20 protein-coding genes, 1 tRNA gene and 1 pseudogene are annotated in these 23,828 nt (G+C 44.0%); 13 read left to right on the forward strand and 9 right to left on the reverse strand.

The features are described 5' to 3' along the window. Positions 1-274 precede the first annotated feature (274 nt). From GXO74_14500 to GXO74_14520, 5 genes are all read right to left on the reverse strand, one after another. Positions 275-898 (reverse strand): MBL fold metallo-hydrolase, encoded by a 624-nt coding sequence (locus tag GXO74_14500; protein NOZ62869.1) that lies wholly within the window; start codon positions 896-898, stop codon positions 275-277. 121 nt (positions 899-1,019) lie between these two features. Continuing rightward, positions 1,020-2,468 (reverse strand): radical SAM protein, encoded by a 1,449-nt coding sequence (locus GXO74_14505; protein ID NOZ62870.1) that lies wholly within the window; start codon positions 2,466-2,468, stop codon positions 1,020-1,022. 32 nt (positions 2,469-2,500) lie between these two features. Beyond that, positions 2,501-2,575: transfer RNA gene (locus tag GXO74_14510), tRNA-Pro, on the reverse strand. A gap of 32 nt (positions 2,576-2,607) precedes the next feature. Continuing rightward, a complete protein-coding gene (locus GXO74_14515) occupies positions 2,608-3,450 on the reverse strand; it encodes a DUF368 domain-containing protein (GenBank protein ID NOZ62871.1) in 843 nt (280 codons plus the stop codon). Positions 3,451-3,510: 60 nt separating this feature from the next. Continuing rightward, positions 3,511-4,155: a protein-L-isoaspartate(D-aspartate) O-methyltransferase gene (locus GXO74_14520; protein NOZ62872.1), complete on the reverse strand. Its 645-nt coding sequence runs from the start codon at positions 4,153-4,155 to the stop codon at positions 3,511-3,513. Here GXO74_14520 and GXO74_14525 point away from each other — a divergent pair. The 12 genes and pseudogenes from GXO74_14525 to GXO74_14580 all read left to right on the forward strand — a co-directional run bounded on the left by GXO74_14525 (position 4,154) and on the right by GXO74_14580 (position 15,230). Continuing rightward, positions 4,154-4,357: a hypothetical protein gene (locus GXO74_14525; GenBank protein ID NOZ62873.1), complete on the forward strand. Its 204-nt coding sequence runs from the start codon at positions 4,154-4,156 to the stop codon at positions 4,355-4,357. The genes GXO74_14520 and GXO74_14525 overlap by 2 nt on opposite strands. 154 nt (positions 4,358-4,511) lie before the next feature. After that, positions 4,512-5,153 (forward strand): molybdenum cofactor guanylyltransferase, encoded by a 642-nt coding sequence (locus GXO74_14530; GenBank protein NOZ62874.1) that lies wholly within the window; start codon positions 4,512-4,514, stop codon positions 5,151-5,153. Continuing rightward, complete coding sequence (locus tag GXO74_14535) at positions 5,150-5,776, forward strand: hypothetical protein (protein ID NOZ62875.1); 627 nt, start codon at positions 5,150-5,152, stop codon at positions 5,774-5,776. The genes GXO74_14530 and GXO74_14535 overlap by 4 nt, the downstream gene beginning before the upstream one ends. A gap of 160 nt (positions 5,777-5,936) precedes the next feature. Then, positions 5,937-8,150 carry a molybdopterin-dependent oxidoreductase gene (locus GXO74_14540; GenBank protein ID NOZ62876.1) on the forward strand — a complete coding sequence of 738 codons (2,214 nt, stop codon included), beginning with the start codon at positions 5,937-5,939 and terminating at the stop codon, positions 8,148-8,150. Then, the gene (locus GXO74_14545) at positions 8,150-8,689 is read left to right on the forward strand and encodes a 4Fe-4S dicluster domain-containing protein (GenBank protein ID NOZ62877.1); all 540 of its coding nucleotides are present in this window, start codon (positions 8,150-8,152) and stop codon (positions 8,687-8,689) included. The genes GXO74_14540 and GXO74_14545 overlap by 1 nt, the downstream gene beginning before the upstream one ends. Before the next feature lie 95 nt (positions 8,690-8,784). After that, complete coding sequence (gene nrfD / locus GXO74_14550) at positions 8,785-9,714, forward strand: polysulfide reductase NrfD (GenBank protein ID NOZ62878.1); 930 nt, start codon at positions 8,785-8,787, stop codon at positions 9,712-9,714. A gap of 51 nt (positions 9,715-9,765) precedes the next feature. Further along, entirely contained in the window at positions 9,766-10,278 is a 513-nt protein-coding gene (locus GXO74_14555) for a YeeE/YedE family protein (GenBank protein NOZ62879.1), read from the forward strand. A gap of 53 nt (positions 10,279-10,331) precedes the next feature. Next, positions 10,332-10,932: pseudogene (locus GXO74_14560) on the forward strand (YeeE/YedE family protein). Next, positions 10,932-11,555: a rhodanese-like domain-containing protein gene (locus GXO74_14565; protein NOZ62880.1), complete on the forward strand. Its 624-nt coding sequence runs from the start codon at positions 10,932-10,934 to the stop codon at positions 11,553-11,555. The pseudogene GXO74_14560 and the gene GXO74_14565 overlap by 1 nt, the downstream one beginning before the upstream one ends. 246 nt (positions 11,556-11,801) lie before the next feature. Next, on the forward strand, positions 11,802-12,215 hold the full coding sequence (locus tag GXO74_14570) for an Rrf2 family transcriptional regulator (GenBank protein NOZ62881.1): 414 nt from the start codon (positions 11,802-11,804) through the stop codon (positions 12,213-12,215). 124 nt (positions 12,216-12,339) lie between these two features. Further along, positions 12,340-14,565, forward strand: coding sequence for a nitric oxide reductase (locus GXO74_14575; protein NOZ62882.1), 2,226 nt, complete (start codon positions 12,340-12,342; stop codon positions 14,563-14,565). A 251-nt stretch (positions 14,566-14,816) separates the two neighbouring features. After that, the gene (locus tag GXO74_14580; GenBank protein NOZ62883.1) at positions 14,817-15,230 is read left to right on the forward strand and encodes a hypothetical protein; all 414 of its coding nucleotides are present in this window, start codon (positions 14,817-14,819) and stop codon (positions 15,228-15,230) included. Between the two features lie 57 nt (positions 15,231-15,287). Here the strand turns inward: GXO74_14580 and GXO74_14585 are convergent, their stop codons facing one another. The 4 genes from GXO74_14585 to GXO74_14600 form a co-directional block, all read right to left on the reverse strand. Further along, the gene (locus GXO74_14585) at positions 15,288-17,648 is read right to left on the reverse strand and encodes a pyridoxal phosphate-dependent aminotransferase (protein NOZ62884.1); all 2,361 of its coding nucleotides are present in this window, start codon (positions 17,646-17,648) and stop codon (positions 15,288-15,290) included. Between the two features lie 60 nt (positions 17,649-17,708). Beyond that, entirely contained in the window at positions 17,709-19,130 is a 1,422-nt protein-coding gene (locus tag GXO74_14590; protein NOZ62885.1) for a flotillin, read from the reverse strand. A 226-nt stretch (positions 19,131-19,356) separates the two neighbouring features. After that, on the reverse strand, positions 19,357-20,166 hold the full coding sequence (locus GXO74_14595) for a hypothetical protein (GenBank protein ID NOZ62886.1): 810 nt from the start codon (positions 20,164-20,166) through the stop codon (positions 19,357-19,359). Positions 20,167-20,292: 126 nt separating this feature from the next. Next, positions 20,293-21,564, reverse strand: coding sequence for a phosphoribosylamine--glycine ligase (locus GXO74_14600; protein NOZ62887.1), 1,272 nt, complete (start codon positions 21,562-21,564; stop codon positions 20,293-20,295). A gap of 179 nt (positions 21,565-21,743) precedes the next feature. Between GXO74_14600 and GXO74_14605 the strand changes: the two genes are divergently transcribed. Beyond that, positions 21,744-23,588, forward strand: a complete 1,845-nt coding sequence (locus GXO74_14605; GenBank protein NOZ62888.1) for a phosphoenolpyruvate carboxykinase (ATP) — start codon at positions 21,744-21,746, stop codon at positions 23,586-23,588. The last annotated feature ends 240 nt before the right edge of the window (positions 23,589-23,828 follow it).

A 23,828-nucleotide genomic window follows, 5' to 3' on the forward strand; every position in this document is an offset into this window, starting at 1 on the left:
TGGCGTGTTCTTGATTTTTGAATAGTCCGCAACCTTGGTTGTTTTAATAAAATGGACGGTGAAAATACGCGCCTGTCGTCCGAACGCTTTGCCGACAAACCCCATGAGGCATTTCTACTCGACAGGTACTCCCGTTTCAATGCCCGTAAGCGCGCAATTTGAGATGGGCGCACTACTGAGACAAAACGTCACTTGACGTGATCTATTTTGGCTTAATTATCAGATAGCAATTATCCGGACAACAAATTGGCATTTCTTGTGCAGTGGAAAATCCCTATTTCTCAATTGATTTGATAACCGTTGTTCCTTTGAATTTTTCTTGGAAAATTTGTGCATCAGCTGCGCTTCCTACAATATCGCCAAAATGCATGGGGATAGCAACTTCTGGTTTGAATGTATTGGCTGCTTCGGCGGCCTCCTCGGCAGTCATAACGTAAGTTCCGCTCACTGGCAGCAAAGCGATGTCCACATGCAGCGATTTCATTTCCGGGATGAAGTCCGTGTCCCCGGCATGATAAATTTTCTTGCCATCCGACAATTTTATCACAAATCCCAGCCAGTTTTTTTCTCGCGGGTGAAAGCTTTTGTTAATGTTGTACGCCGGGATTGTCGCTATTTCCAACAAATCAAGCCTGACGACTTCATTCGGTTTGAGACTCAGTACATCGCCGTTCAGTTTATCTGTGACGTCTTTGGGACCAATAATCCGACTGTCAATTTTGCTTATTTTTTCAATATCCGGATGGGAAAAATGGTCATAGTGGCTATGAGTGACAAAAATGTAATCAGCCTGAGGCCCGTCCGCCGGTAATTTCCAGGGATCAATGTACAAAACCCTTCCGGCATTCTCAATGATAAAGCTATCGTGACCGAGCCAATGAATAAAATCAGTTTTCATTTGCTACCTCCTTGTTGGCAATCAAAATTATTGCTTTCCAAAATCAAAGGCAAAACTTGTGGCGTCGATTCTACTCATTTTAAGTTATTAGCGCCCGAAATTGTTCCAATTCCCGGAGCAATTATCCGTCAAGTCGATTAAATTTTAAAAAATTAGCGCGAAACGAGCGAGCGAAGCGGGATTGCTCGCAAAAATTGATTCCGTTATCGATTCCATAATTGAGCGTTTTTGATAATTTTCTTAACTTTTCAAATGTTTCCACCGGAAAATCTTCCCGCGCCAGTGGATAAAGAGTGTTGTTGGTGAGAAGCGGATCAATATTCGGGGGCATGTTGTACAATTCAACCGAGCGCTGCCAATCTTTTGTTCCCGGTAGCGGCGAAAAAGACGTGAGCCTCACTTTTGCGCCCAAACTGACGACAAAAAGCATGCTTTCGATAACTTCGTCGACTGTTTGGCCCGGAATTCCCATGATGACGTAGGCATCAATCTGGCGCGCCTGATAGCCGGCTGCGACTAAATTATTAACCGCCTGAGCCAGGCTGTCGTCGGACACTTTATTTCCCATTTCTTTCTGGCGCGATTTGTTAATCGTCTCGTAGCTCAAGCGGATAGTTTTGAAATTAGCGAGGTACATTGTGCGCGCTAATTCAGGAGTAATTTCCCGAGGATGAACGCCATTCGGGGTGTGAAAAGAAATTTGAAATTGGTTTTCAATGACGTGCCGCAGAATGACTTCGATGTGTTTTTCGTGGTTGACAAACAGCGCATCGTCGAAAAAGGCGAAAAAACGGACGTGACGCTTGTAGTAGAAATAGCGGATTTCATCGATCACTGCCTGCGGATCTTTTTGCCTGAATTTGCCGGAAAGCAAAAACGAGGCGCAAAATGAACATCGAAACGGACAACCGACTGATGTGAACAATGGCGCCGACGCTAATTTCCTATAATGGCGAAATGTTGGTTCGGGAAAAGGCGGCGGCATCAACGGAAGATCGTGTTGAAATCCCGCAATTGCAGCGACCAATTTCAGCGCCTCGATTTCGCCCTGGCCTTTGACCACAAAATCAGCGCCCATATTGTCCCGCGCATGATCGAAACACAGCGTGGCGTAAATTCCGCCTAAAATTATCGGCACGCCGGGAAATTTTTTCTTTGCCAATTCAATCGCTAATTTTACGCCCGGGTACCAGTAGGTCATTCCTGAAGTCACTAAAATTGCCATCGGAGGCGGAACCGCATCCATAGCTCGCAAAAATGCATCTATCGGCAAACCGTAGCGCGCATAGCGTCGTCTCGGAATACTTTTGGTGAAATTTGGATTTTCAACCGGCGTACGGATAAATTTTCCCGTGCCGTATTTTTTGTTTTTCGTTTTTGGCGCAAGCGGATGAAATCGATCCAAGCAATCAATGAGATGGGTCTGGTAGCCATATTCTTCCAGGAAATTAGCGACAGACAACAAACCCACTGGCTTAATCCAAAAATCGTACGCCGCAAAATCGTAAATCCACGGATTAATAAGAAGGACATTATTATTTTTCATAATAACAAAGGAAATTTTTTCCAATAAAAAAGGTCTCACGAAGAGACCTTGATTAGTCGGGGCGAGAGGATTTGAACCTCCGGCCTCCTACTCCCGAAGCAGGCGCGCTGACCGGGCTGCGCTACGCCCCGAAAAATAATAATATTTTACTACGCCGATAAAATTAAGTTTCAGATTTTCCGATAATAAATGAAATCAAAAAACAAATTACAGTAATGACAATGGCAAACATGAGTTCAGTCGTGCCGTGGGGCATTCCCGGATAAATACTGTACAACGAGGCAATAACCAGCCCCAGAATAAAATAAAAAGTTTCTTTGGGAAATTTTTTCAACAAAATGTCGATGATTTTAGCGAAAATGAAAATTCCCAACATAATTCCCACGCCTACGATGAGCAAAGGGACAACATTTCGATCCGCCACGCAACTTGTCACAATATAATACTGACCCATTAAAAGCATGATGAATGAGCCGCTAATTCCCGGCACAATCATGGATCCACCGGCAAAAAATCCGGCGACTACCAGCAGCATGGCAGCATTAAAACTGAGGTTGAAAGCAACGTCCACAGCTTCTGTTTTTTCAACTCCGGGAAAAGCAAATTCAAACAGCAAAATTATTCCCGCACCGACAAAAAAGGAAATGATAGATGCAGTGCTCGGTTTCATCTCATCATGGCTTTTGTAAATAGATGGAATGGAACCGGCAATCAACCCCACAAAAGCCAGATTCGTGTAAATAAAATAATTCTCCAGCAAAAATTTCATCAATTTTGCCGAGAGGAAAATAACTGTCACCGCGCCAATGGCAATTTTAGCCAGAAAAATGACGTATTCTTTGCGCTTTTGTTTGTCGGTGACAAAATTGCTGATCGCTTCTATCAGGTATTCATAAATTCCCAGCACAACTGCTATCGTGCCTCCGGAAACGCCCGGGATAATATTGGCAACCCCGATAGCGCCGCCTTTCACGATCAGTAAAATATCCTTTTTCACATTTTTCATTTTAATTTTTCCCCAAAGATGTCTGCCCTGAGCTGATGACTTTTGTCAAAAACCAAAACGCTATTCCTCCCACCCCTGCTTTCCGATCAACGGCACAAATACACAACCACAAATAGCTTTTGAGATGAAAGAATCGCCTCTCTTTTGAACTAATTGCAGCGTTTGCTGAAAATGAGACCCTACCGGAATCACCATTTTCCCTGTTTTTCTCAATTGTCGCACTAGTGAGTCCGGCACCACCGGCGCGGCAGCGGAGACAATAACCGCATCGAACGGCGCTTTCTCTCCCCAGCCATCAGAGCCGTCATCAATTTTATAATTAATATTGTAATAGCCCATCTCTGTCAGAATTTGTTTCGCGTGCTCAGCTAAAATTCTATGTCTCTCAACAGTAAAAACTTTGCCAAAGACTTCAGCCAAAATCGCCGTCTGATAGCCGGAACCCGTTCCGATCTCTAATACGGATTTGTCAGCCGCTGGATCTGCTAATTCAGTCATAAGCGCGACCATGTATGGCTGTGAAATTGTCTGGGAACACTCGATGGGCACCGGAGAATCATTGTATGCATGAGACCAGTGCTTTTTTTCAATAAAAAGATGCCGCGGGACGCGCCCCATGGCTTCGAGGACCGTTTTGTTTCTGATACCCCTTTTTTTAATCTGATTCTCGACCATGTGTTGCCGAGCGTCACAAAAGTTATCCATGATAAATAACAATCAAAAGTTAAAGTGTGGCAAAGATAAGAAAAAATTTCTTTTTATGCAAGAGATTTTTCGTGTAAAAAATAGCTTCATGAAACTTGAAAAATCTCGTCGTGCAATTTTAAATGCAGCCCAATGCATGCTTCTGCCGATTTTGAAGCATAAAAATTGGAGTTTAGGGTCAAAAAATAAAAAAAATGCTTGACATTAATTTTCTCAAATATTATATTTGCCGTGTAATTTATTTGCTATTGTCAAGAATTAACAATATTAATTTTACTTGATTTTATTTCTCAATAACTTTAACATTGTCTGAAAATAATAGGCATTCTCATATTTCAGATGCAGAATAAAAATTAATGGAAGAAAGTTTTCTTTCAAAAAATTTGTGTGGCGCAATAATTTTAGCCGGCGGCAAAAGTAGCCGCTTTGGTTCGGACAAAACGCTGGTCGATTTTCAGGGTGCGCCTTTACTCCTACGAGTAGTCAATATCGTTAAAAATTTCACAAGGGATATTGTCATCGTGACCAACTCGCCGGAAAAGTTGACTTTTCTTCCCTATCGAAAAGAGAGGGATTTAATCGCCAACTGCGGTCCCCTGGGCGGCATTTATACCGGTCTTTGCCACTCAAACCATGAGAAAAATATCGTCGTGCCGGCAGATATGCCCTTTATTTCAGCCGAATGCATTCAGTACTTGCTTGACCAGAGCGAAAAAGCTGATGTCACCGTGCCTGTTCACGACAATAAATACGAACCGTTATGCGCTATTTACTCTAAAAGTTGCATCCCGATAATAAAAAAACAATTGGAATCCGGCGACAATCAGGTTTTTGCTTTTTACGACAAGGTGAATACGATGAAGCTTAATTTTGGGGAAGAGCTACACTTTTATCACCGTCACATTTTTTACAACATCAATTCTGTTCGTGATCTGGAACGTCTTAATTTTTCATGGCCGGTTTTAAAGCGCGTCATCACTAATTTGGGTGTAAAATGAAAGTACGACTCCATTATAGCAACAGAGACATTGCGCTACTGTCTCTGTTGTCGGGAATGTGGGCGCTGATTGAGATCAATTTGGGTCTCATTCTTCGCGCTTTTAAATTGCCCTTTTCCGGAGCTATTTTATCATTTTTTGGCCTTGTCATTTTGTTTCTGGCGCGCGATGTTATTCCCCAGCGTGGCACGTCAATTTTATTGGGGATTTTGACTTCTTACTTGAAGTTGATTTTTTTAGGCGCTTTAGCCTTCTTCCCTATTATGGCAATTTTAATCGAGTCTTCTTTAGTGGAAATAAGTTTGAGCCGCGGAAAGATTAATAGAACGAATATGACCATCGCCGCAATTCTTGCCATGCTTTGGAGTTTGCTTCATCCTTTTTTCACGCAAGGACTTTTGTCGGGCTGGGGAATTTCCCGAGTCTATTCCACCTTTTTCGTGAGAAGCGCTGAAATATTTGGCATCCCCCCACAAAACATTTTAATCGTGGTGTCGATTGTCATCATGTTTCACTGTGTGTTGGGAGTTTTGGCGTCTATTGTGGGGTGGAGACTGACCCGGCAGCTCTATTTTCTGTTTTCGACTCAACAAGTACGCGAGCATTATCAAAATTTGTATTAGAGTTTTGCGCCAATTGTTTTAAGCTGTTAATTTTTTCAGCAGTATGAAAATTTTGCTTTTTCAAGGCAATAAATTCAGGCAAAGAATTGATTAGCGAAAAGGTAGCCAAAACTCAAAAACAGACTAAATAACTTGTAATTCTAATCGGATGGGAAGAATTATGTCAAAAAAACTTAATCGTCGTGAGTTCATTAAAATTTCTTCGTTGGGGTTAGGCGGAGCGACTCTTGGCGCCAGTCTTTTCGATCCCTTTGATCTGATGGGAAAAGCGAAAGGATTTGCCGGGCCCAACATTGAAAAATTCCCTACTTACTGTGAGATTTGTTTTTGGAAATGCGCTGGCTGGGCTGTCAAAAAGGACGGTCAGCCGTGGAAAATTGAGGGCAATGAAAACGATCCTCTGTGTAACGGAAGATTGTGCCCCAGAGGAACCGGAGGCATCGGCGCTTATCTTGACGATGAAAGATTAAAAACGCCTCTCATCAGAACCGCCGAGCGCGGAAAGCAAACATTCCGCGAAGCCACCTGGGACGAGGCGCTGGACTACATTGCCCAAAAAATGGAAATGATCAAAGAAAAATACGGCCCCGAATGTTTCGCCCTATTCAGCCACGGCACTGGCGGCACTTTTTTCAAAAATTTGCTTCGCGCCTACGGCAGCGACAATGTTACCGCGCCATCTTACGCCCAGTGCCGCGGTCCTCGTGAAGATGCCTACTATTTTACTTTCGGCGAAATCATCGGCTCACCGCCGAACACAGATATTAAAAATGCGGATTGCCTGGTATTGATCGGCTCGCACCTTGGCGAAAACATGCACAATACTCAGGTACAAGAATTTGCAGAATTGATCCAGCGCGGCGGTACAATTATTTCTGTTGATCCGCGATTTTCCGTCGCCGCCAGCAAAGCGAAATATTGGCTCCCCATTAAACCGGCGACCGATTTGGCGCTTTTGCTCGCCTGGATTAACGTGATTGTTGAGGAAAAACTTTACGACAAAGATTACGTCGCACGCTACACCCACGGCTTTGAAGAACTCAAAGCAGAGGTGAAAAACTACACTCCGGAATGGGCATATCCGATCACTACTATTTCGCCGGATTTGATTCGAAAAACGGCTCGGGAAATGGGAAAAGCAGCTCCGCGAGTAATCATCCATCCGGGTCGGCATGTGACCTGGTACGGTGATGATACGCAGCGAGTGCGAGCGGGCGCAATTTTGAATGCGCTTCTGGGAAGCTGGGGCAGAAAAGGCGGATTTTTCTTCCCGGCAAAAAAGAAAGTGCCGAAATATCCCCTTCCCAAATACCCCAAACCAAATATGACATGGTGGGATTTGAACCCAAACAAATACCCGTTGGCTTCGGAGATTTTGGCGCAAGGTCTCTGCGATGCTACGGTGCCTTCCCTCGACAGAAAATGTTCCATCAGAGGCTGGATCGTTTACGGCGTAAATATTCCTACGAGTATTCCCAATTTTCCAAAAGTACTCGAGGGAATTCAAAATCTGGAATTGCTCGTCGCCATTGACACCATGCCTTCTGAAATCACCGGCTGGGCAGATGTCGTGTTGCCGGAATGTACTTATCTGGAACGTTACGATGATTTGCGTATTTCCCAGGGACGAATTCCGACGGTGGCGCTGCGGGCGCCGGTTTTCAAGCCGCGCTGGCAATCAAAACCAGGGTCCTGGATTGCCAAGGAATTGGCAAAAAAACTCGGGTTGGAAAAATATTTTCCGTGGAAAAATATGGAAGAATATCTTGACTTTCGATTGAAAAAAATTGGCTCATCTCTGGAGGAAATGAAAAAGATCGGGGTGAAAAAATTTGACTGGGATCAGCCGCTTTACGGTCTGGATGGCGAAGATTTCGAATTTAACACCGATACCGGTAAAATTGAATTATCCTCGACAGTTTTGGCGGAGAGCGGATTTGATTCTATTCCAAAATACACTCGCCATGAGGAACCAGGGGAAGGCTATTATCGGCTGCTCTATGGTCGTGCGCCGATGCATACTTTTGGCCGTACAACAAACAATCCCATTCTTGTCCAACTGATGAATGAAAACCAAGTCTGGATAAACACCGACGTTGCAAAAGAATGGGGCATCGAAAACGGCCAGTATATCAAATTGGAAAACCAGGACGGCGTTGTGAGCAATAAAATTAAAGCAAAAGTAACCGAGCGCATTCGCCGGGACTGCGTTTTTATGGTGCACGGTTTCGGTCACCGGAGCAAAATGATGAAGCGGTCTTACCTGAAAGGCGCCGACGATAATCAGCTCATTACAAAAGTACTGGAAGATCCGATTATGGGCGGAACAGGAATGCGCGGCAATTTTGTTACTTTTAAAGTGGAGGAAGCGTAATGGCAAAATATGCAATGGTCATCGATACGAAAAAATGTGTCGGCTGCAGCGACTGCGTTGTGGCATGCAAGACAGAAAATCAGACGCCTGAAGGCTTTCATCGTGATTGGATTGTTCAGCAGACTCATGGCACATACCCGAATCTGGCGTTGGAAATTCGCTCGGAGCGCTGCAACCACTGCGAAAATCCGCCCTGCGTGCCGGTTTGCCCCACAGGAGCCAGCCACATTGACAAATATTCAAATATTACGCTGGTTTATCATGACAAATGTATCGGATGCAAAGCGTGTATCGCCGCTTGTCCGTATGACGCGCGTTACGTTCACCCCGACGGCTATGTGGACAAATGCACTTTTTGCATTCACCGCGTAAAACAGGGCAAAAAACCCGCGTGCGTGTCTGTCTGTCCGACGCATTGCATGTATTTCGGCGATCTGGAAGATCCCACGAGCGACGTGAGCCGTTTGCTCAAAGCGAGGAAGTGGAAAGTAGTCGCTCCGGCGGCAGGGACAAAACCCCAGGTTTATTATTTAATTTAGCCGGAAATCATCTCTCTGGCTCAAATTAAGTCAATATATTTCGAAATTCAAAGGAAAGGTTAAAAATGGACGAAATAGAAATCACTTCCGGTAAAATGAATCATTTGATTGATCCCACTCTTCACATCTGGGGATGGGAGATTCCTGTCTATCTCTTTTTAGGCGGACTGGTGGCAGGAATTGTGGCGCTTTCGGCGATTGTAGTATTATTAGGCAAAGAAAAGAAAATGAGTGTCGCAGCGTCAAAAATTCCGGTATTGGCTCCTATTGTTTTGAGCATTGGCATGTTGGCGCTGTTTCTGGATTTAGAACACAAAATTCGCGTGTACCAATTATACCTGACATTCAAACCTACCTCTCCCATGTCATGGGGCTCGTGGATTTTAGTTTTATTTTATCCGTTCAACCTCTTTTTTATTATCATTCAATTAAAAAACGGCTTTCCCAAATTTTACAATGAAATTTTGCTGAAACGCATACCTCAATTTGACAAAGTCACTGATTTTTTGTCTAAATTTTCCCAACCAATCACGTACATTAATCTTTTTCTTGGTATTGCCATTGGTATTTACACTGGCATCCTTCTAGGCACTTTTTCAGCGAGACCTTTTTGGAATTCTGCTATTTTAGGGCCGTTGTTTCTCGTTTCAGGACTTTCTGCGGCAGCCGCGTTAATTGTCTTGCTTTCAAAGAAAAAAGAAGAAATCAAATTATTCCAAAAAGTCGATCTTGGCTTTATCCTTGTGGAATTGCTATTTTTGGCGCTGCTCATTATTGAACTTGCTACGGGTCCGGCAATCACCAAACAGGCAGTTCAATTAATCATGGGCGGCCAATTGACAGCTTTTTTCTGGGTGTTTGTGATGGGGATTGGTTTGATTATCCCCGGATTGCTCGAACTTTATGAAATTAACGGAAAGCATATCCCTGCTGCCATTTCTCCTGTTCTGGTGTTAATTGGCGGCTTGCTGCTGCGTTTTCTCATGGTGGAAGCCGGACAAATTTCAACCTGGATTCCTTATTGAGACTAAAATTTTTTAAAACAAAATAAATCATTAAACTGAGAGGTAAAGTTTATGGAAGCACAAAAATATTGGCCTCCTTATGCAGTTGGCGTCATGTTAGGTCTGGTATTATTATCAGCGTATTTCTTTTCTGGCAGAGGTTTGGGAGCCTCTGGAGCAGTTAAACGAACAGTTGCCTACGTTGAAATGAAAGCCGCTCCGAGTTATGTGGAAAATAATCACTTTTTAAGCCATTATGCCCACGGCAAACACAGTCCGTTGCGCAATTGGCTTGTTTTTGAAGTATTGGGCGTCATGGTCGGCGGACTTATTTCCGGGGCTCTTGCCGGTCGATCGAAATGGACAATTGAGCGGGGACCTCGATTCTCCGATAAAAAACGACTGCTATTTGCATTTATTGGCGGCTCCCTTATGGGGTTCGGCGCTGCTCTGGGACGGGGTTGCACCAGCGGACAGGCGCTAAGCGGCGGAGCCACTCTGGCGGTCGGAAGTTGGGCATTTATGCTCATGGTTTTTGCTGGCGGCTATATGCTTGCCTATTTTATGAGAAAACAATGGATTTAAATTTGCAAAATATAATTTTTACATGCTGATTTTTAATAAATTATGAGGTGAATATGTTTGCACCATTAGAACAAATGGGTTTCTTCGGCGAAACAACCGGTTTTGTGATTGCTTTCCTCATCGGCATTGGCTTTGGCTTTTCCCTGGAGCGCGCCGGATTTGGAAATGCCAATAAGTTGGCAGCTCAGTTTTATTTCCGTGTTCCGTGACATGACAGTTTTTAAAGTCATGTTCACAGCAATAATCACTGCGATGATTGGTATCTATCTTTTCAATGCTTTTGGCTGGCTGGATTTAGATTTGATCTACATTAATCCCACCTACCTCTGGCCGCAGATAGTCGGCGGATTAATTTTGGGATTTGGATTCATCATCGGCGGATATTGTCCGGGCACCAGTGTTGTCGCATCCGCAACAGGCAGATTGGACGGAATGTTATTTTTATTGGGCGTAGTCTTTGGCATTGCGGTATTTGCCGGAATTTTTCAGTGGGTTGAGCCTCTTTTTTACAGCGGACATTTAGGAGACACTTTTACGCTGGACAACTGGCTTGGAATTCGCCCGGGAATTATTGTGTTTATTATTGTACTTATCGCAGTTGGCGCATTCTGGGGCGCGGGAAAAGTTGAAGCAAAATTTGCAAAGGAGGCGTGATGAAATTACAAGGAAATCAAATCGGCGCTTTTGTCGCAATAATTCTGGGATTGCTTTTGGCATTCTTGCCAGTCCAATCCAGACAAATTGTGATCAAACCGGGTGCGTTAGCGCGTACGATTACAGGAGACGAGTACCACATTGATCCCGAAACAGTCTCCAAATGGCTGGTAGAGGGAAATGAAGACTTTCTCTTAATTGACGTCCGCTCTCCGGAAGAATTCGCTCAGGGACATATTAAAAATGCAATTAACATTCCCTTGCCGGAATTGATTAAGCCTGAGACAATTGACGAACTTGACACAGACAAATTGATAATTTTATATTCCAACGGCATCTCTCATGCGATTCAGGCCTGGGTTGTTTTACACGCCGCGGACATCAGCGACGTCGTGGTGCTCGAAGGTGGATTGAATTACTGGAACAAATACATTCTGAACCCTAAACCACCAGGACAATACGCGTCAAATGATGAAATTTTGATTTACAAATCTAAAGCAGCAATTGCTGGCGCCCTTGGCGGTGGTAATCTGGACATCCAAAGCCAGACAAATCAGCCAACCAAGCATAGAGTCTTTCATAAAAAAAGCAAGAAAAAGAAGCGCGCTGAAGGTGGCTGCTAATTCGAGAATTTACCGGTCGTTTCCACAATAGTTGTTTTTCGGGAAACGACCGGTTTTTTGTATAATATTTCACAGTAGATCTCCTTCCCTGATTCTCCTGCGGCTTATTTGGTAAATGCACTCACAGCAAGGTTATTTACAGCGTTTCCCATCGATTAACTTTTGAAAAAAAATTCCAAATTTGAGGAACTTTTATCAAATATATGCATCTAATTTTACAAGTTAAATGCTACTTGAAGGTAGGATATGAGATTTTCCAAAACAACAGAGTACGCAATTCGAGCGATGGTATTTTTAGCTAACCATAACGAGGAGCGTTTTTCGGTTAACCGATTGCACAAAAAGCTAGATATTCCCTATAAATATCTCGGAAGACTCATGCGAAAATTAGCTTCAGCAGGATTTGTTAATGTTTTACAAGGGAAAAATGGCGGATATCAAATAGCTGACAATTATTTAAATATTTATCTGTACAAGATTGTAGAAATCGTAGAAGGACTTGACGATTACAATCGATGTATACTTGGTTTCCCTGAGTGCAGCGATGGCAACCCCTGTTCCATGCATAAGTTCTGGAAAAAGCACAGAGAGGAAATTAAAAAAATGTTATACACCACATCGTTGGCCGATCTTTCTCAAGTTTCTGAAATTAAATTTTAGTTTTTTTATTTTTTCTTTTACCTGTACGTAACAATTAAAATTTTCCAAAAAGAGGATTTTCACAAAAATGTTATAAACGATAATTGACCTAATTCATTTAATCATTTAATTTTAAGGAGGGTCTATGGACTCATTTTTGGATCGTTTGTTAAGCAAAAAGGGATTGTACGCTTCATTCTGGTTTATTGCCATTTTTATGGTGATTATCCTCATCTATTACTCAGCCAATCTGGTGAAAGAAGTTCCCCCCATACCGAAGACTGTCGTTTCCGAAAGTGGAGAAACACTCTACACTTACGATGATATCATTGCAGGCAAGGGATATTTTCAACAATTTGACTTAATGGATTATGGCAGCATGCTCGGTATGGGTGCTTATCTGGGACCCGATTTCTCAACTTCTTTTTTCCATAAACGAGCGGAATCCCTCTATAAGTACTATGCGGTTGAAATGTTCGACACCACCGAAACCGCACTCACTCCCGAACAACTGGCAGCAGTCAAGGCGCGCGTAAAAATTGATTTCCACGAAAAAACAGCGCTCACAGAAGAAACTGTGGTTTACACTGAAGCTTCTGCGCAAGCCTACAAAGCAAATGTTGCCTATTTAAAAGATTTTCTCGTAAATGGCAATTCAGATTATGGTTTCCCCGGTGGCGTAATCCACCCCGACGAAGCTGAAAAAATCGCCGCGTTTGTGGATTGGGCACAATTAGTCGCTTCTTCTCATCGTACCGGAACAGATAGAACATGGTCAAATGATTGGCCTGCAGAGCCCCTAGTGGATCAAGATTCCAATTGGAATAATATTTTTTGGTCTTTGGTCCAGTTGCTTTTACTTTGGACGTTGACGATTCTGGTATTTTATTTGTTGTACGAACACTTCATTAAGAAAGAGAATGCATCTGATCTGGAATCGCCTCTTTCTGTGGATAAGCTCTTTCCATCACAAAATAAACTACTGAAATATCTGCCTGTTGTAACGTTATTTTTTGCTTTACAGGTTATTCTGGGTGGATATCTGGCACATATCGCTACCGTACCAGGCGAAAATTTTATTGTTTCCCAAAAAATACTGCCTTTCAACGTCATGCGGGCATTACACACCAACCTGGCTATCATCTGGGTTACCATCGGCTGGTTGGTTGGCGGTCTGTTTATTGCGCCTTTGGTTGGGAAAAAAGACCTAAGATTTCCCTGGTTGGTTGATGTGCTTTGGGCAGCCCTTCTCATTGTCGGGGCAGGCGGACTCATTGGCATTTATTTAGGAGCAACCGGTCAACTTCGCGGTGTCTGGTTTTGGTTAGGCAACGAAGGACGAGAATATTTAAATTTGGGTCGCGTGTGGGACATCGGACTTGTTGTCGGACTGGTCCTTTGGTTTTTTATGGTATTTTTTACAATTCGTAAAGCCAAAGACAACAATATTTTGGTTGGAACAATTATCTGGTCCGCGTTCGGAATCGCCACTTTATACATGGCAGGCATGGCTCCTTTGCACAAAATAATGCCTAATTATACTGTAGATGACTACTATCGATGGTGGGTAGTTCATCTCTGGGTTGAATTAACATTTGAGCTGTTTGCCGCCGGTGTTTTGGCTTACTTAACGGTGACGTTAGGTTTAGTTTCCCGGAAACTTGCAGAACGAATTATGTTATTTGAACTTTTACTAATTGCAGTATCCGGAGTTCTCGGTGTGGGACATCATTACTGGTGGCAAGGCGCAGACCAATACTGGATTGCGATTGGAAGCGTATTTTCTTCCCTTGAACCAATTCCATTGGTAATTCTGATGGTCGAAGCCTGGAAGCAGTACAAAGGCGTTAACAAAGACGGGAATTTCGTTTTTAAAACTCCGTTTATCTGGCTGGCTGGTTCTGCTGCGCTGAATTGGTTTGGCGCCGGTTTTCTGGGAATGGTCATCAACACGCCTCAGGTAGATTATTATGCGCACGGCACCTATCTGATTATGCCACATGCCCACGTCGCTTTATTGGGTGCGTTCGGCTACATTTCCCTGGCTTTTGTTTACATTGTTGCTCGTTCCAACGCGTTAGCAAAAGGATTAACCTGGAACGACAAACCAAGCCGCTGGGGATTCTGGCTCATTACCATCGGCGTTGTGCTGTTTGCGATTCCTAATCTCATCATTGGATTTCATCAGGCGAAAGTCGCTTCTGAATTGGGCTATTACGCCGCACGTTCCAGAGAAACTCTGGCGTCTATGAGTTTATGGATGTGGATCAGAATCGTACCCGACGGTATGATGATTTTAGGCGCCATTATTGTTTTCTTTGATATTGTGAAAAAAACATTTTTTTCTGCAAAGAAACAACTAACCGCCTAAACTAAATTGCGTCGGAGAAGAGGGTGGCGAAGCTGCCCTCTTCTCTATTTTTATACCATACGAAATTCCCCTTTTATGAGCATTTTTCACTGGAACTTTTTCCCCGCAACGGCATTCAAAATAGCAAATCTATGCACAACAGAAAGCGATTAATTTTTATTTTCATTTTAAAAATTCATCTCTCCCCTATTTTCAGATTCATGATTTTATTTCAAAAAAATCTGCGGCATAATTTAAATTAAGGATCAAACATGAGCAGCACATTCGAAGACACCAAAATCACCTCTTTCCAGCCGAAAATGGAAAAAGATTCTGAAACAAAAGAAGCATTTTTCAAAATGATTTTCAAAGGTGAAGCAAAATTAGACAATTCCCTGCAAATTACGGACCTGTTTGCCGGATTTCGCAAGCGTTTGATCAATGTCAAATTTTCAGCCTACGATACCTATGGCGGCGAAATTCAATTTCAAGATGCCAGCATTGAAGATTTTACCGTCAAAAACAAAATTGAACGCGTGGGACAGGGAAAAGATGCGGATCGCATTCCTGTGGAATATGTCTTTTTTACGATGGCTGTGAAAATGGACGTGGAAGGCAATTTTCTCAAAGAAATGTATTCGATATTTCATCGCACGGTACGTATGGAAATCGAATTTATTGAATAGGTAAGGGGTAAAAAAACCCGGTTTCTCTGTGGAACCGGGTTTTTCTGTCTAAAACAACTACTTCAAAGCTTCTTCTTCATCTCCGTGAATAATCGCTTCAATCCGTTTCTTCATCTCATCTGCTGACTGCACCCCTGAATTTATCACATAGCACGGCGCCACGTCGAATAATTTTTTGAAATACCGCCGCTGCAACTCGATGCGATCCATGGAGCGAATCAAAATATGCGGATTGAAAAATGGAATATTTTGCACGGCACCGACTCCGGTTTGCGATCTTCCTTCTTCCAAAAATTTAATCGCATCGTCAGGACTCAGTTTTTGAATCGCCGGAGCAATCGGATCATTGCGGAATAAACACACCCATTTCACAGAGGTGCGTTTTACATGTTTTTCCGCGCCCTTCAGCCAGTAGGGATCAAGCATGGCAACTGATTTTTTGGAAGCGGAAAAACAATACGGCGCCCCGCGATCTAAGCGACAATCATCCAGCGCTTTGCATTTTTCATTATCGCAGTCTTCTTTTGAAGTGACCACATTTTCGCACTTGGATTTGTCAAAAAGCGACACCATAGCGGGAAATTTTTCCACGAAATTTGTATTCATGATAAATTTTCGCTCGACCACATCGGCGAACGCCTCATTGCCGTAATATCTCATAAAAACCAGATCTGTGGCGTGCAATTTCACATCCGGTTTTTTGAGTAATTCAGCGAACTGGGTCATTTTTCCCGTGCCCGGAGGCCCGATCATCAGTAGGCCATCGCCATTGACGTCCACCGACTGCGCGCGAATGGCGTGGAGATCGTACAATTTTTCCGTAATATCGATCACCACACCCAGCGCCAAACTGCGTAGTTGCGGGTAAAACGCTGATTTAAAATAAAGCGCAGTTCGCGTATCCGGATTGTAAAACACCCTGGGTTCGCGTCCCTGAATCCAGTTTACAGCGTAAATGATCGCATGAGGCTCAAGCTCAGTTTCCAACTGCGCCGGGTAAAAATTCTCTAACCAAAAATCGTACAAATGAGGACTGTTCGTGCGTAATTGCAAAATTATGCCCGAGATATTGACGTTCCACTCGTAGTAGCCCTCGAACGTCATAAACGCTTCCGATTCCGCCACCAGCGCATCTCTCATTTCAGTGCTAATCGCAGGCTCAACTTCCACCGCCGACTTTCGCTTGGTAACGGTGTTCTTGAGCGGTTTACGCGCCGATTTTTTGACCGGCTGCAAGTTCGAAAGCGCATCCGCGATGCGATCCATTGCTTTTTCCAGATTTTCCAGGGAATTGGAATAAGACAGTCGAATAAAATTGTCAGCGCCAAAAGCGTCACCGGGCACAACGGCCACATGAGCATGTTTCAGGAGGTAATAAGCCATTCCATGGGAATTTCTGATTTGATTGCCCTCGAAAGCCATGTCGTAATACGCGGAAAAATTCGGGAACAAATAAAAAGCTCCCTGAGATTTGTAACAAGTCACATTTGGCAATTGCTCAAGCCGATAATGCACGAAATTTCGGCGCCGCTGAAATTCGGAGACCATTTTGTTCAGTTCGTTCTGCGGTCCGCCAAAGGCTTCCACACTTGCTTTTTGCGAAATACTGCACGCATTTGAGGTGCTGTGACTCTGAATTTTTCCCATGGCAGCAATGAGGTCTTTGGGCCCAGCAGCGTAGCCAATTCTCCAGCCGGTCATGGCGTAGGCTTTGGAAACGCCGTTAATGATCACTGTTTGCTGCCGCGCCTGTTCGCTGAGCGTTGGGACGCTGAAGAATCGCACGCCGTCGTAAATCAATTTCTCATAAATTTCGTCGGCGATGATCAGCAAACCTTCGTCCAACGCAATATCGACTATTGGTTCTAATTCTTCGCGAGAGTAAACAGCGCCCGTGGGATTGGACGGATTATTCAGCAATAATGCCTTAGTTCGCGAATTAATTGCACGGTTTAAATCCTTGGGCGTCAGTTTAAACCCATTTTCTTCTCTCGTCTGAATGATCACCGGCACGGCTTTTGCCAATTTCACCATCTGCGGGTAAGAAACCCAGTAAGGAGCCGGAATAATTACTTCGTCGCCTTCATTCAGCACCGCCATGCACAAATTGTACAAACTATTTTTCGCGCCGCTGGAGACAATTATTTCATCCGGCTCATATTTGAGACCGTGGTCGAAATAAATGCGCTCGGCAATTTTTTCTTTCAACTCTTTAATCCCGGCATTGGGCGTGTACTTGGTGAAATTTTCCTGAATCGCCTTAATTCCGGCTTCCTTGATATTTTCCGGAGTTGCGAAATCAGGCTCGCCCACGCTGATATCGATGATATCAATCCCCTCCGCGCGCAATGCCTGAGCTTTGGCATTGATCCGCAATGTCGGAGAAAATCCTATTTGCTGTATTCGGTCTGAAAGCATAGTTCTATCTTCGGCATTTTTGTTATTGGTTTCAATTTATTAGTGACGACAAAATTTGAATTATTGCTTCTTGTCTTCGCCTTCTTTTGCCTGTCCCGGTAATTTTTCTAACAATTTTTTCAAATCAACGCCGCTCAGCGATTCCACGATCGTCGGCAATTGCGCCAGCACCTGCGCCACCTGATTCGTCAATTTTGACACGCCGGAAGATCCATCGCCGCCAACCATGATAATTTTTTCCACTTTTGCCAACGGTTCCGAAACCGCGCGCGCCAATTCAGGAAGAGAGTCGATGACCATTTTGTAAATCATGGCCTCGTTGTAATCTTTCCAGGCTTCGGCTTTTTTGCTCATGGCGTCTGCTTCGGCCTCGCCCTGTTTGCGGATAAGATCGGCTTCCGCCGTACCTTCTAATTTTCTCGCTTCAGCTCTGGCTTTGGCTTCTTCCTGCAGACGAAAACGCGCAGCTTCAGCTTCGGCTTGCGCCTGATATTTTTGCGCGTCAGCAGTTTTTTTCACAGAAGCTTCCAGTTCTTTTTCTTTGCGGGAAATTTCCATCTCTTCAAATTTAATGGCTTGCTCTTTTTCAATCAGTTTGACATGCAGTTCTTCCTTTTTGATCTTTTGCGCCATTTTGTATTTTTCCAATTCGTAAGATAAATCGGAAAGCGCGCGTTTCTGATTGATGTCGGCCTGGTACTCGGCACGCAGCGCTTCAAAATCGCGATTCGCTTTGGCAATTTCCGTCTCTGCTTTCAGGCGGGCGATGTCACCGTCTTTCCGCGCCTCCGCCGCTTTAATTGCCGCTTCTTTGTCGGTTTCCGCCTGCGCCACAGCCGCATCCTTTTTCACCTGAGCGATTCTCGGTTGTCCCAAGGCTGCCAGGTAGCCTTGATTATCGCTGATGTCTTTTAAAGCAAAAGAAATAACCTCCAGGCCCATTCGATCAAAATCTCTTTTGGATAATTCAATTACTTTTTGGGCAAATTTGTCGCGATTCTGGTAAATTTCTTCCACTGTCATCGAACCAATTGTCGCCCGAACGTAGCCCTCTAATACAGTAAGGGCAACTACTTTTATTCCGTCAGCTCCACTGTGCAGAAATTGTTCAGCAGCGCGGCGAATCATGGACTCTCCGCTGTTAATTTTCACCTGCGCCGTGGCATGAGCGACGATGTGCACGCCCTTTGAAGTGATCACTTCCGGGGTTTTAATGTCCAACGTGTAAATTTCCAGCGGTAACATCTGCACTTGTTCAATAAACGGCTTGACAAAAGCGCCGCCGCCGATACTCATGCGATAGCCGATTTTTCGAACAGTGCCATCCGGCTCCTTGATTTTCCGCATTCTGCCGCCGGAAATAATCAGCACCTCATTCGGCCCGCCTTTGCGGTATTGTTTTGCCAACGCAAAAATGACAAGGGCAAGCAATACAACAACAACACCAATAATGATGACAAGATTGATTGTTGCTACATCCATTTCGACCTCCTTGATGCCCAATGTGGCTTTTTGTTAGGGAATTGATTTATTCTGGTTTAAATATTTGTCAAATATAGATAATTTGACCTTTAATTGCAACATTTTTTTAAAGCGTTTCATGTAAAATCAAAATTTTCTAACGTCATTTTGCTATTTTGAATTATCAAATTAGCAAATGACCGCCATAAAAAAAATCGACTAAAAAATACCCGCCTCAGGGGAAGAGCTATTTCTCATCTATTTTGAAAGAATAAATCGCCTCTTTAAGCACATTTTGCAAATTTCCATCATAAAATTTTTCCAAGTATTCATCGGTTTCCAACAAATGGCGATCGACCACATTTTGTTCTCGTTGCACCATGAATTTGAGTTCTTTGAGATTTTCCGACCACCGGAAGCCGTTAAAAAATTGACAGCCGGAAAATTGCGTTTTGTAGAGTGCGTTTCGGGAATAACAGGTACCGAGATAGATGTGCTCAAATCCAAGCTTGCTAAAATAATCCACGGCCGACGTCATCATGAACATGCCCAAATTGCGGCGATAATAACTCAAATCGTAGAATGAATAATAATAGTATGCCAAATTTTTTTCTTCAAAATAAAGAGTAACAATGCCGATGTCTTTGTCCTTTTTTGTATCAGTGAACAGTAAAATATGATTGATAATTTTCGAGTTGAAAAGAGATTCCAGCCGCGGGTAAGACATCACATCTTTGCCAAATTTAATATCCGCATAATATTTGCAAAACTCTCGCCATTCGTCCGTATAATCAAATTCTTCTCGTTTCAGCAATTTGAAAGCGATGTCGTCGCCTTTGCGCAAAATTCGTCGATTTTCCGACGAACGCGAAAATTTCTTCAGATCAATGCGAATGTGCCGCGTCATATAAAATCGGTCTAATTCTCGACTCGCCGGCAAAAATCCTTGTGCAAAAATTTGCGCCGGCGTCTCACCTTTCTCTGGTATTGCCCAGATGGCGTAAGGAAAAATGTAATTTACGTAATCCGATTTGTGTTCGGAAAATAGGATTTTCATTTTGTTTTCCTTCGAATCCTGTTTCGAGTTACGGGACGCGAGTTGTGGGTTCCGTTTGCGAGCTGGCAAGGAAAAGAATTTGCACTCCCGAAAATTCAGCCGTAAAGCTTTTAACTCTGAACTAAATCATTCTTCCCCCGGAGGCCACAAACTCTCCCCAATATCCGTGCGATAATAGCTTCCCACACAGCGTATTTTTTTAATGTTGCGGTAAGCAGTTTCAATGGCTTCGGGCAAATTTTCGCCCAGACCAATCACATCACAAATGCGATGACCGGTCATTTTTAGCTGTCCCTGTTTGTCGCAGGTGACCTCATTCCACCAGACCTTGCAATCAAGTTCTTCCAGCACATCGACCGGAAGCAGCGGGCCCGACACTTGCGTAAAAGGATAGCCGTAGCCTGCTAAAGTCAGCGAACAGCCAAAATTGATTTCTTTTTTAAATTTTATCTGCAGCGGTTTATTTCTGACGACATTCCGGAGCACTTCCAGCGGATTTTCCAGCATTTGCAAAATCATGGGACCTGAAGTCACGCCAATTCGTACGTTGTATTCCAGCACATGCCATTTTCCGTTGCGCTTGATCGCCGTCACCTGAACCGGCCCATTGAAGTTTACCTTTTTGAACCAGGGCAACAAAGGACGCAGCAATTCTTTCGCCAAGCCATATTTGTCGTCCGGGTCTTTTTCGACGATTCCTCCCAATGGTGCTCCGGCGACGATGCCCATGTTTCCGTTGAATGCGCGTTTGTACTCCTGATTTGTCACCAGCGAATAAATTTCCCCATTGCTCACGACAGCGATGTGTCCTGCTTCGCGTCTTCCCATGTACTTTTGCAAAAAGACGCCTTCGGCGTAATTAATGCGCTCTAGCCAGCTTCGCGTATCGGATTCCGTTTCGCAAATAATGGTGTGAATCGGACTTGTGGGGGAACAAAGAGTGTTTTTGATGACGTAGGCGCCGGGGTGTTCATCGAGAATATTCAGTGCCGCTAACCGATTACTCGCCTTAAAGGCTTTGGGAAAAGGAATTTTGTATTTTTCGCAAAGCGCTCTGGCAAAATCTCTTTCCCGCTCAATTCTCATTCCTTCCAAATTCGGAGAGAAAATAGGAATTTCTAATTCTAAAAATTCTCGCGCCCACTCTGCCAAAATCCAATCGATGGACATGGGAATTACAAAATCAATTTTCTTCTCTACCAATAATTTGCAAGGATTCGGATAAACTTCATTGTGAAAGGTCGCCCCTTCCAGTGATGGGCTGTAATGAGCATAATCTCGCGTAAGATAAGTACACACGTCGGCGCCATCTTTTTTCAAAACATGAAGCACTCCATGAGTGAATGCGCCGACGCCCCAGAGCATTACTTTTGGCTTTCCCGAAGAATTTTGTGGCATTTTTTTCTCCCAGACAATTTTAATGATTATGAGGAAAGCAATAAGTTAATAAAAATTTAATCTATGTCAAGCATTTTTTTCAAAATATTAGCGAAAAAATATGTTGATTTTTAAGTCACAACCTTGTATATTAAGTCCCTAATTTCAAACAATAAAAATGAAATTACGCGGGGTTAAAAATGGCCGATTCCATCTATCGCGAGGATGAATATAAAAGATTTTATGAAAACTTGCAACCTCTTCTAAAAGGCCCGACTGTCCAACGTTTGCATTTGAAGAAGCTGCGCAAACCGGCAATTAAAACGGCGACCAAAACCAAATTCGGCTCTTACGGGTGGCGATCGGCGGTATCCAGCCGCATCGCGCCGCGGACAGTGTACCTCGGTGGCCCTAAAGTAAGATTGCCAAAAACCACCCCACTTCATCGTCAAATTATCGAAAATGCCCCGGAAGAGTTGCACAAAGTACTCCATTTAATGCGCACGCTTCCGTTCATTCATCTGCGTCGCCAAATGGGGGATAACAACGAGTTTAATCCCATTTGCAATTTGTACATATCCGTTGCCGACGCGAAAAATTACCGCATTGCCTACATGTGGGGCAATACCATGCGCAAAGCTGTCAAAAAAACCGGGCCGGAATTTACCATGATTCACATCCCGGAAGAACATCATATTCGCCAGCAAGTATTGGCGATGCCGGAGTACAACTTGAACATTGCGCTGGGAACTGACTACATGGGGGAAGACAAAAAGGGATTTTTGCGCCAGGCGATGTGGTACGCCGACGAACATGACATGCTGGGACTACATGCCGGTACAAAACTGGTTTACGTGCGCGATCCCAAAGACAATAAGATAAAACGCTATGGCGTATTTTTATTTGGGCTGAGCGCGACGGGCAAGTCCACCTGGTCTTGCCACCAATTAGGTCTGGATCACAAACGCGGCGAAAGAACCGAAGCCGTGCAGGACGATATCGTTTTTTTGCGTCGTGACGGATCGGCTTACGGCAGCGAAAGCGGCTTTTTCGTCAAAACCGATGCGGAAAAACATTTGCAGGAAGCGATGTATTATGCTCTGATTGACAAAACCGCTCTTTATGAAAATGTGATGATCGATGCCAATGGCAATCCCGATTTTTTAGATGAAAATCTTTGCGCCAACGGCAGAGCCGTCATCCAGAAAGACAAATTGCGCATTGCCCGCGGCAGACGGTTGATCTCCATTGCCTCCAAAACGATAAATTTGCCCCCTCTCGACGAACTTGACGGCATCGCTTTCGCTTTTATCACGAGAAGAAACACCATCATGCCTTTTGCCCAGCGGCTCACTGCCGAACAAGCGGTGTTAGCCTATCTCTGGGGAGAATCCACGCACAGTTTTGCCACGCAGCCTGCTAAAGCCGGAGAATCGGTGCGTATCGTGGGGACCGACCCCTTTATCATTGGCTCGCGCGCCGTGAAAGTGAATCGTTTCCGTGACATCATCATGAATTTGCAGGAAAAATATCCCGGAAAAGTACAATTCTTCCAGTACAACACCGGCGGTGTCGGCGAAATCATCGAGGAATACGAAGAGAACGGTGCCAGAAAAAAACGCATGATCCGAAAAGTCTCGCGCGTGCCCATCAATTTAATGGCATCGCTGCAGCGCGGCGACCTGCGCGGAACCAACGTGTACGAAAAAAGCATATTCGGTACCGAGTACGTAAGCCGCTGCGATGACGGCGATCCCTCGATTCAGGATCCCTATCGCTACTATTCCCAGGAACAAATCGACGCCTACATTGAGGATTTAGTGGAAGGCAGAAAAAAATACACAGAAGAGATTGCCAGCGAAGGCCTTGATCCTGAAATTATCGAATACGCGGAAAAATCCTTTTCCATCTCCAAAGCAGGAAAGCGGAGCAGGGTTTTTATGCCCGATAGTAAAAAAGAAGAATTGGAACCGGCAGAATCGTACGAAACACCGCAAAACTGGGTCAGCAAATCCCGACCACCGAGGCCCTCGTGGGGGAAATAAGTTGCTACAGAGCGTGTACTTGACGTTATAAAGTATACTACACCTTTGAGGTGTCGTACACTTACTAACCCTCTAAAAAACTGGCTATCCTTTCAACTCAAAGCAGAGCGCGCTTATGCCACAAAAATACCTCATTCAAATTGAAGATGACGGGACTATTTCCATCACCGAGGGCAAAAGGAATGTTCTTCACATTGAGACGCAAAATCCCGATGATTGGAAAAAACTCCCTCAATTGAA

The sequence above is a fragment of the Calditrichota bacterium genome (assembly GCA_013152715.1).
In the GTDB taxonomy this organism is placed as follows: domain Bacteria; phylum Zhuqueibacterota; class Zhuqueibacteria; order Thermofontimicrobiales; family Thermofontimicrobiaceae; genus 4484-87.

Excerpts from the sequence above, each read along its gene's own strand:
- GXO74_14580 (NOZ62883.1), top strand. The coding sequence starts at position 14,817 with ATGAGCAGCACATTCGAAGACACCAAAATCACCTCTTTCCAGCCGAAA.
- GXO74_14575 (NOZ62882.1), top strand. The coding sequence starts at position 12,340 with ATGGACTCATTTTTGGATCGTTTGTTAAGCAAAAAGGGATTGTACGCT.
- GXO74_14565 (NOZ62880.1), top strand. The coding sequence starts at position 10,932 with ATGAAATTACAAGGAAATCAAATCGGCGCTTTTGTCGCAATAATTCTG.
- GXO74_14515 (NOZ62871.1), bottom strand. The coding sequence starts at position 3,450 with ATGAAAAATGTGAAAAAGGATATTTTACTGATCGTGAAAGGCGGCGCT.
- GXO74_14600 (NOZ62887.1), bottom strand. The coding sequence starts at position 21,564 with ATGCCACAAAATTCTTCGGGAAAGCCAAAAGTAATGCTCTGGGGCGTC.
- GXO74_14520 (NOZ62872.1), bottom strand. The coding sequence starts at position 4,155 with ATGGATAACTTTTGTGACGCTCGGCAACACATGGTCGAGAATCAGATT.
- GXO74_14500 (NOZ62869.1), bottom strand. The coding sequence starts at position 898 with ATGAAAACTGATTTTATTCATTGGCTCGGTCACGATAGCTTTATCATT.
- GXO74_14605 (NOZ62888.1), top strand. The coding sequence starts at position 21,744 with ATGGCCGATTCCATCTATCGCGAGGATGAATATAAAAGATTTTATGAA.
- GXO74_14555 (NOZ62879.1), top strand. The coding sequence starts at position 9,766 with ATGGAAGCACAAAAATATTGGCCTCCTTATGCAGTTGGCGTCATGTTA.
- GXO74_14525 (NOZ62873.1), top strand. The coding sequence starts at position 4,154 with ATGATAAATAACAATCAAAAGTTAAAGTGTGGCAAAGATAAGAAAAAA.
- GXO74_14540 (NOZ62876.1), top strand. The coding sequence starts at position 5,937 with ATGTCAAAAAAACTTAATCGTCGTGAGTTCATTAAAATTTCTTCGTTG.
- GXO74_14595 (NOZ62886.1), bottom strand. The coding sequence starts at position 20,166 with ATGAAAATCCTATTTTCCGAACACAAATCGGATTACGTAAATTACATT.
- GXO74_14585 (NOZ62884.1), bottom strand. The coding sequence starts at position 17,648 with ATGCTTTCAGACCGAATACAGCAAATAGGATTTTCTCCGACATTGCGG.
- GXO74_14590 (NOZ62885.1), bottom strand. The coding sequence starts at position 19,130 with ATGGATGTAGCAACAATCAATCTTGTCATCATTATTGGTGTTGTTGTT.
- GXO74_14535 (NOZ62875.1), top strand. The coding sequence starts at position 5,150 with ATGAAAGTACGACTCCATTATAGCAACAGAGACATTGCGCTACTGTCT.
- GXO74_14545 (NOZ62877.1), top strand. The coding sequence starts at position 8,150 with ATGGCAAAATATGCAATGGTCATCGATACGAAAAAATGTGTCGGCTGC.
- GXO74_14530 (NOZ62874.1), top strand. The coding sequence starts at position 4,512 with ATGGAAGAAAGTTTTCTTTCAAAAAATTTGTGTGGCGCAATAATTTTA.
- GXO74_14570 (NOZ62881.1), top strand. The coding sequence starts at position 11,802 with ATGAGATTTTCCAAAACAACAGAGTACGCAATTCGAGCGATGGTATTT.
- nrfD (NOZ62878.1), top strand. The coding sequence starts at position 8,785 with ATGAATCATTTGATTGATCCCACTCTTCACATCTGGGGATGGGAGATT.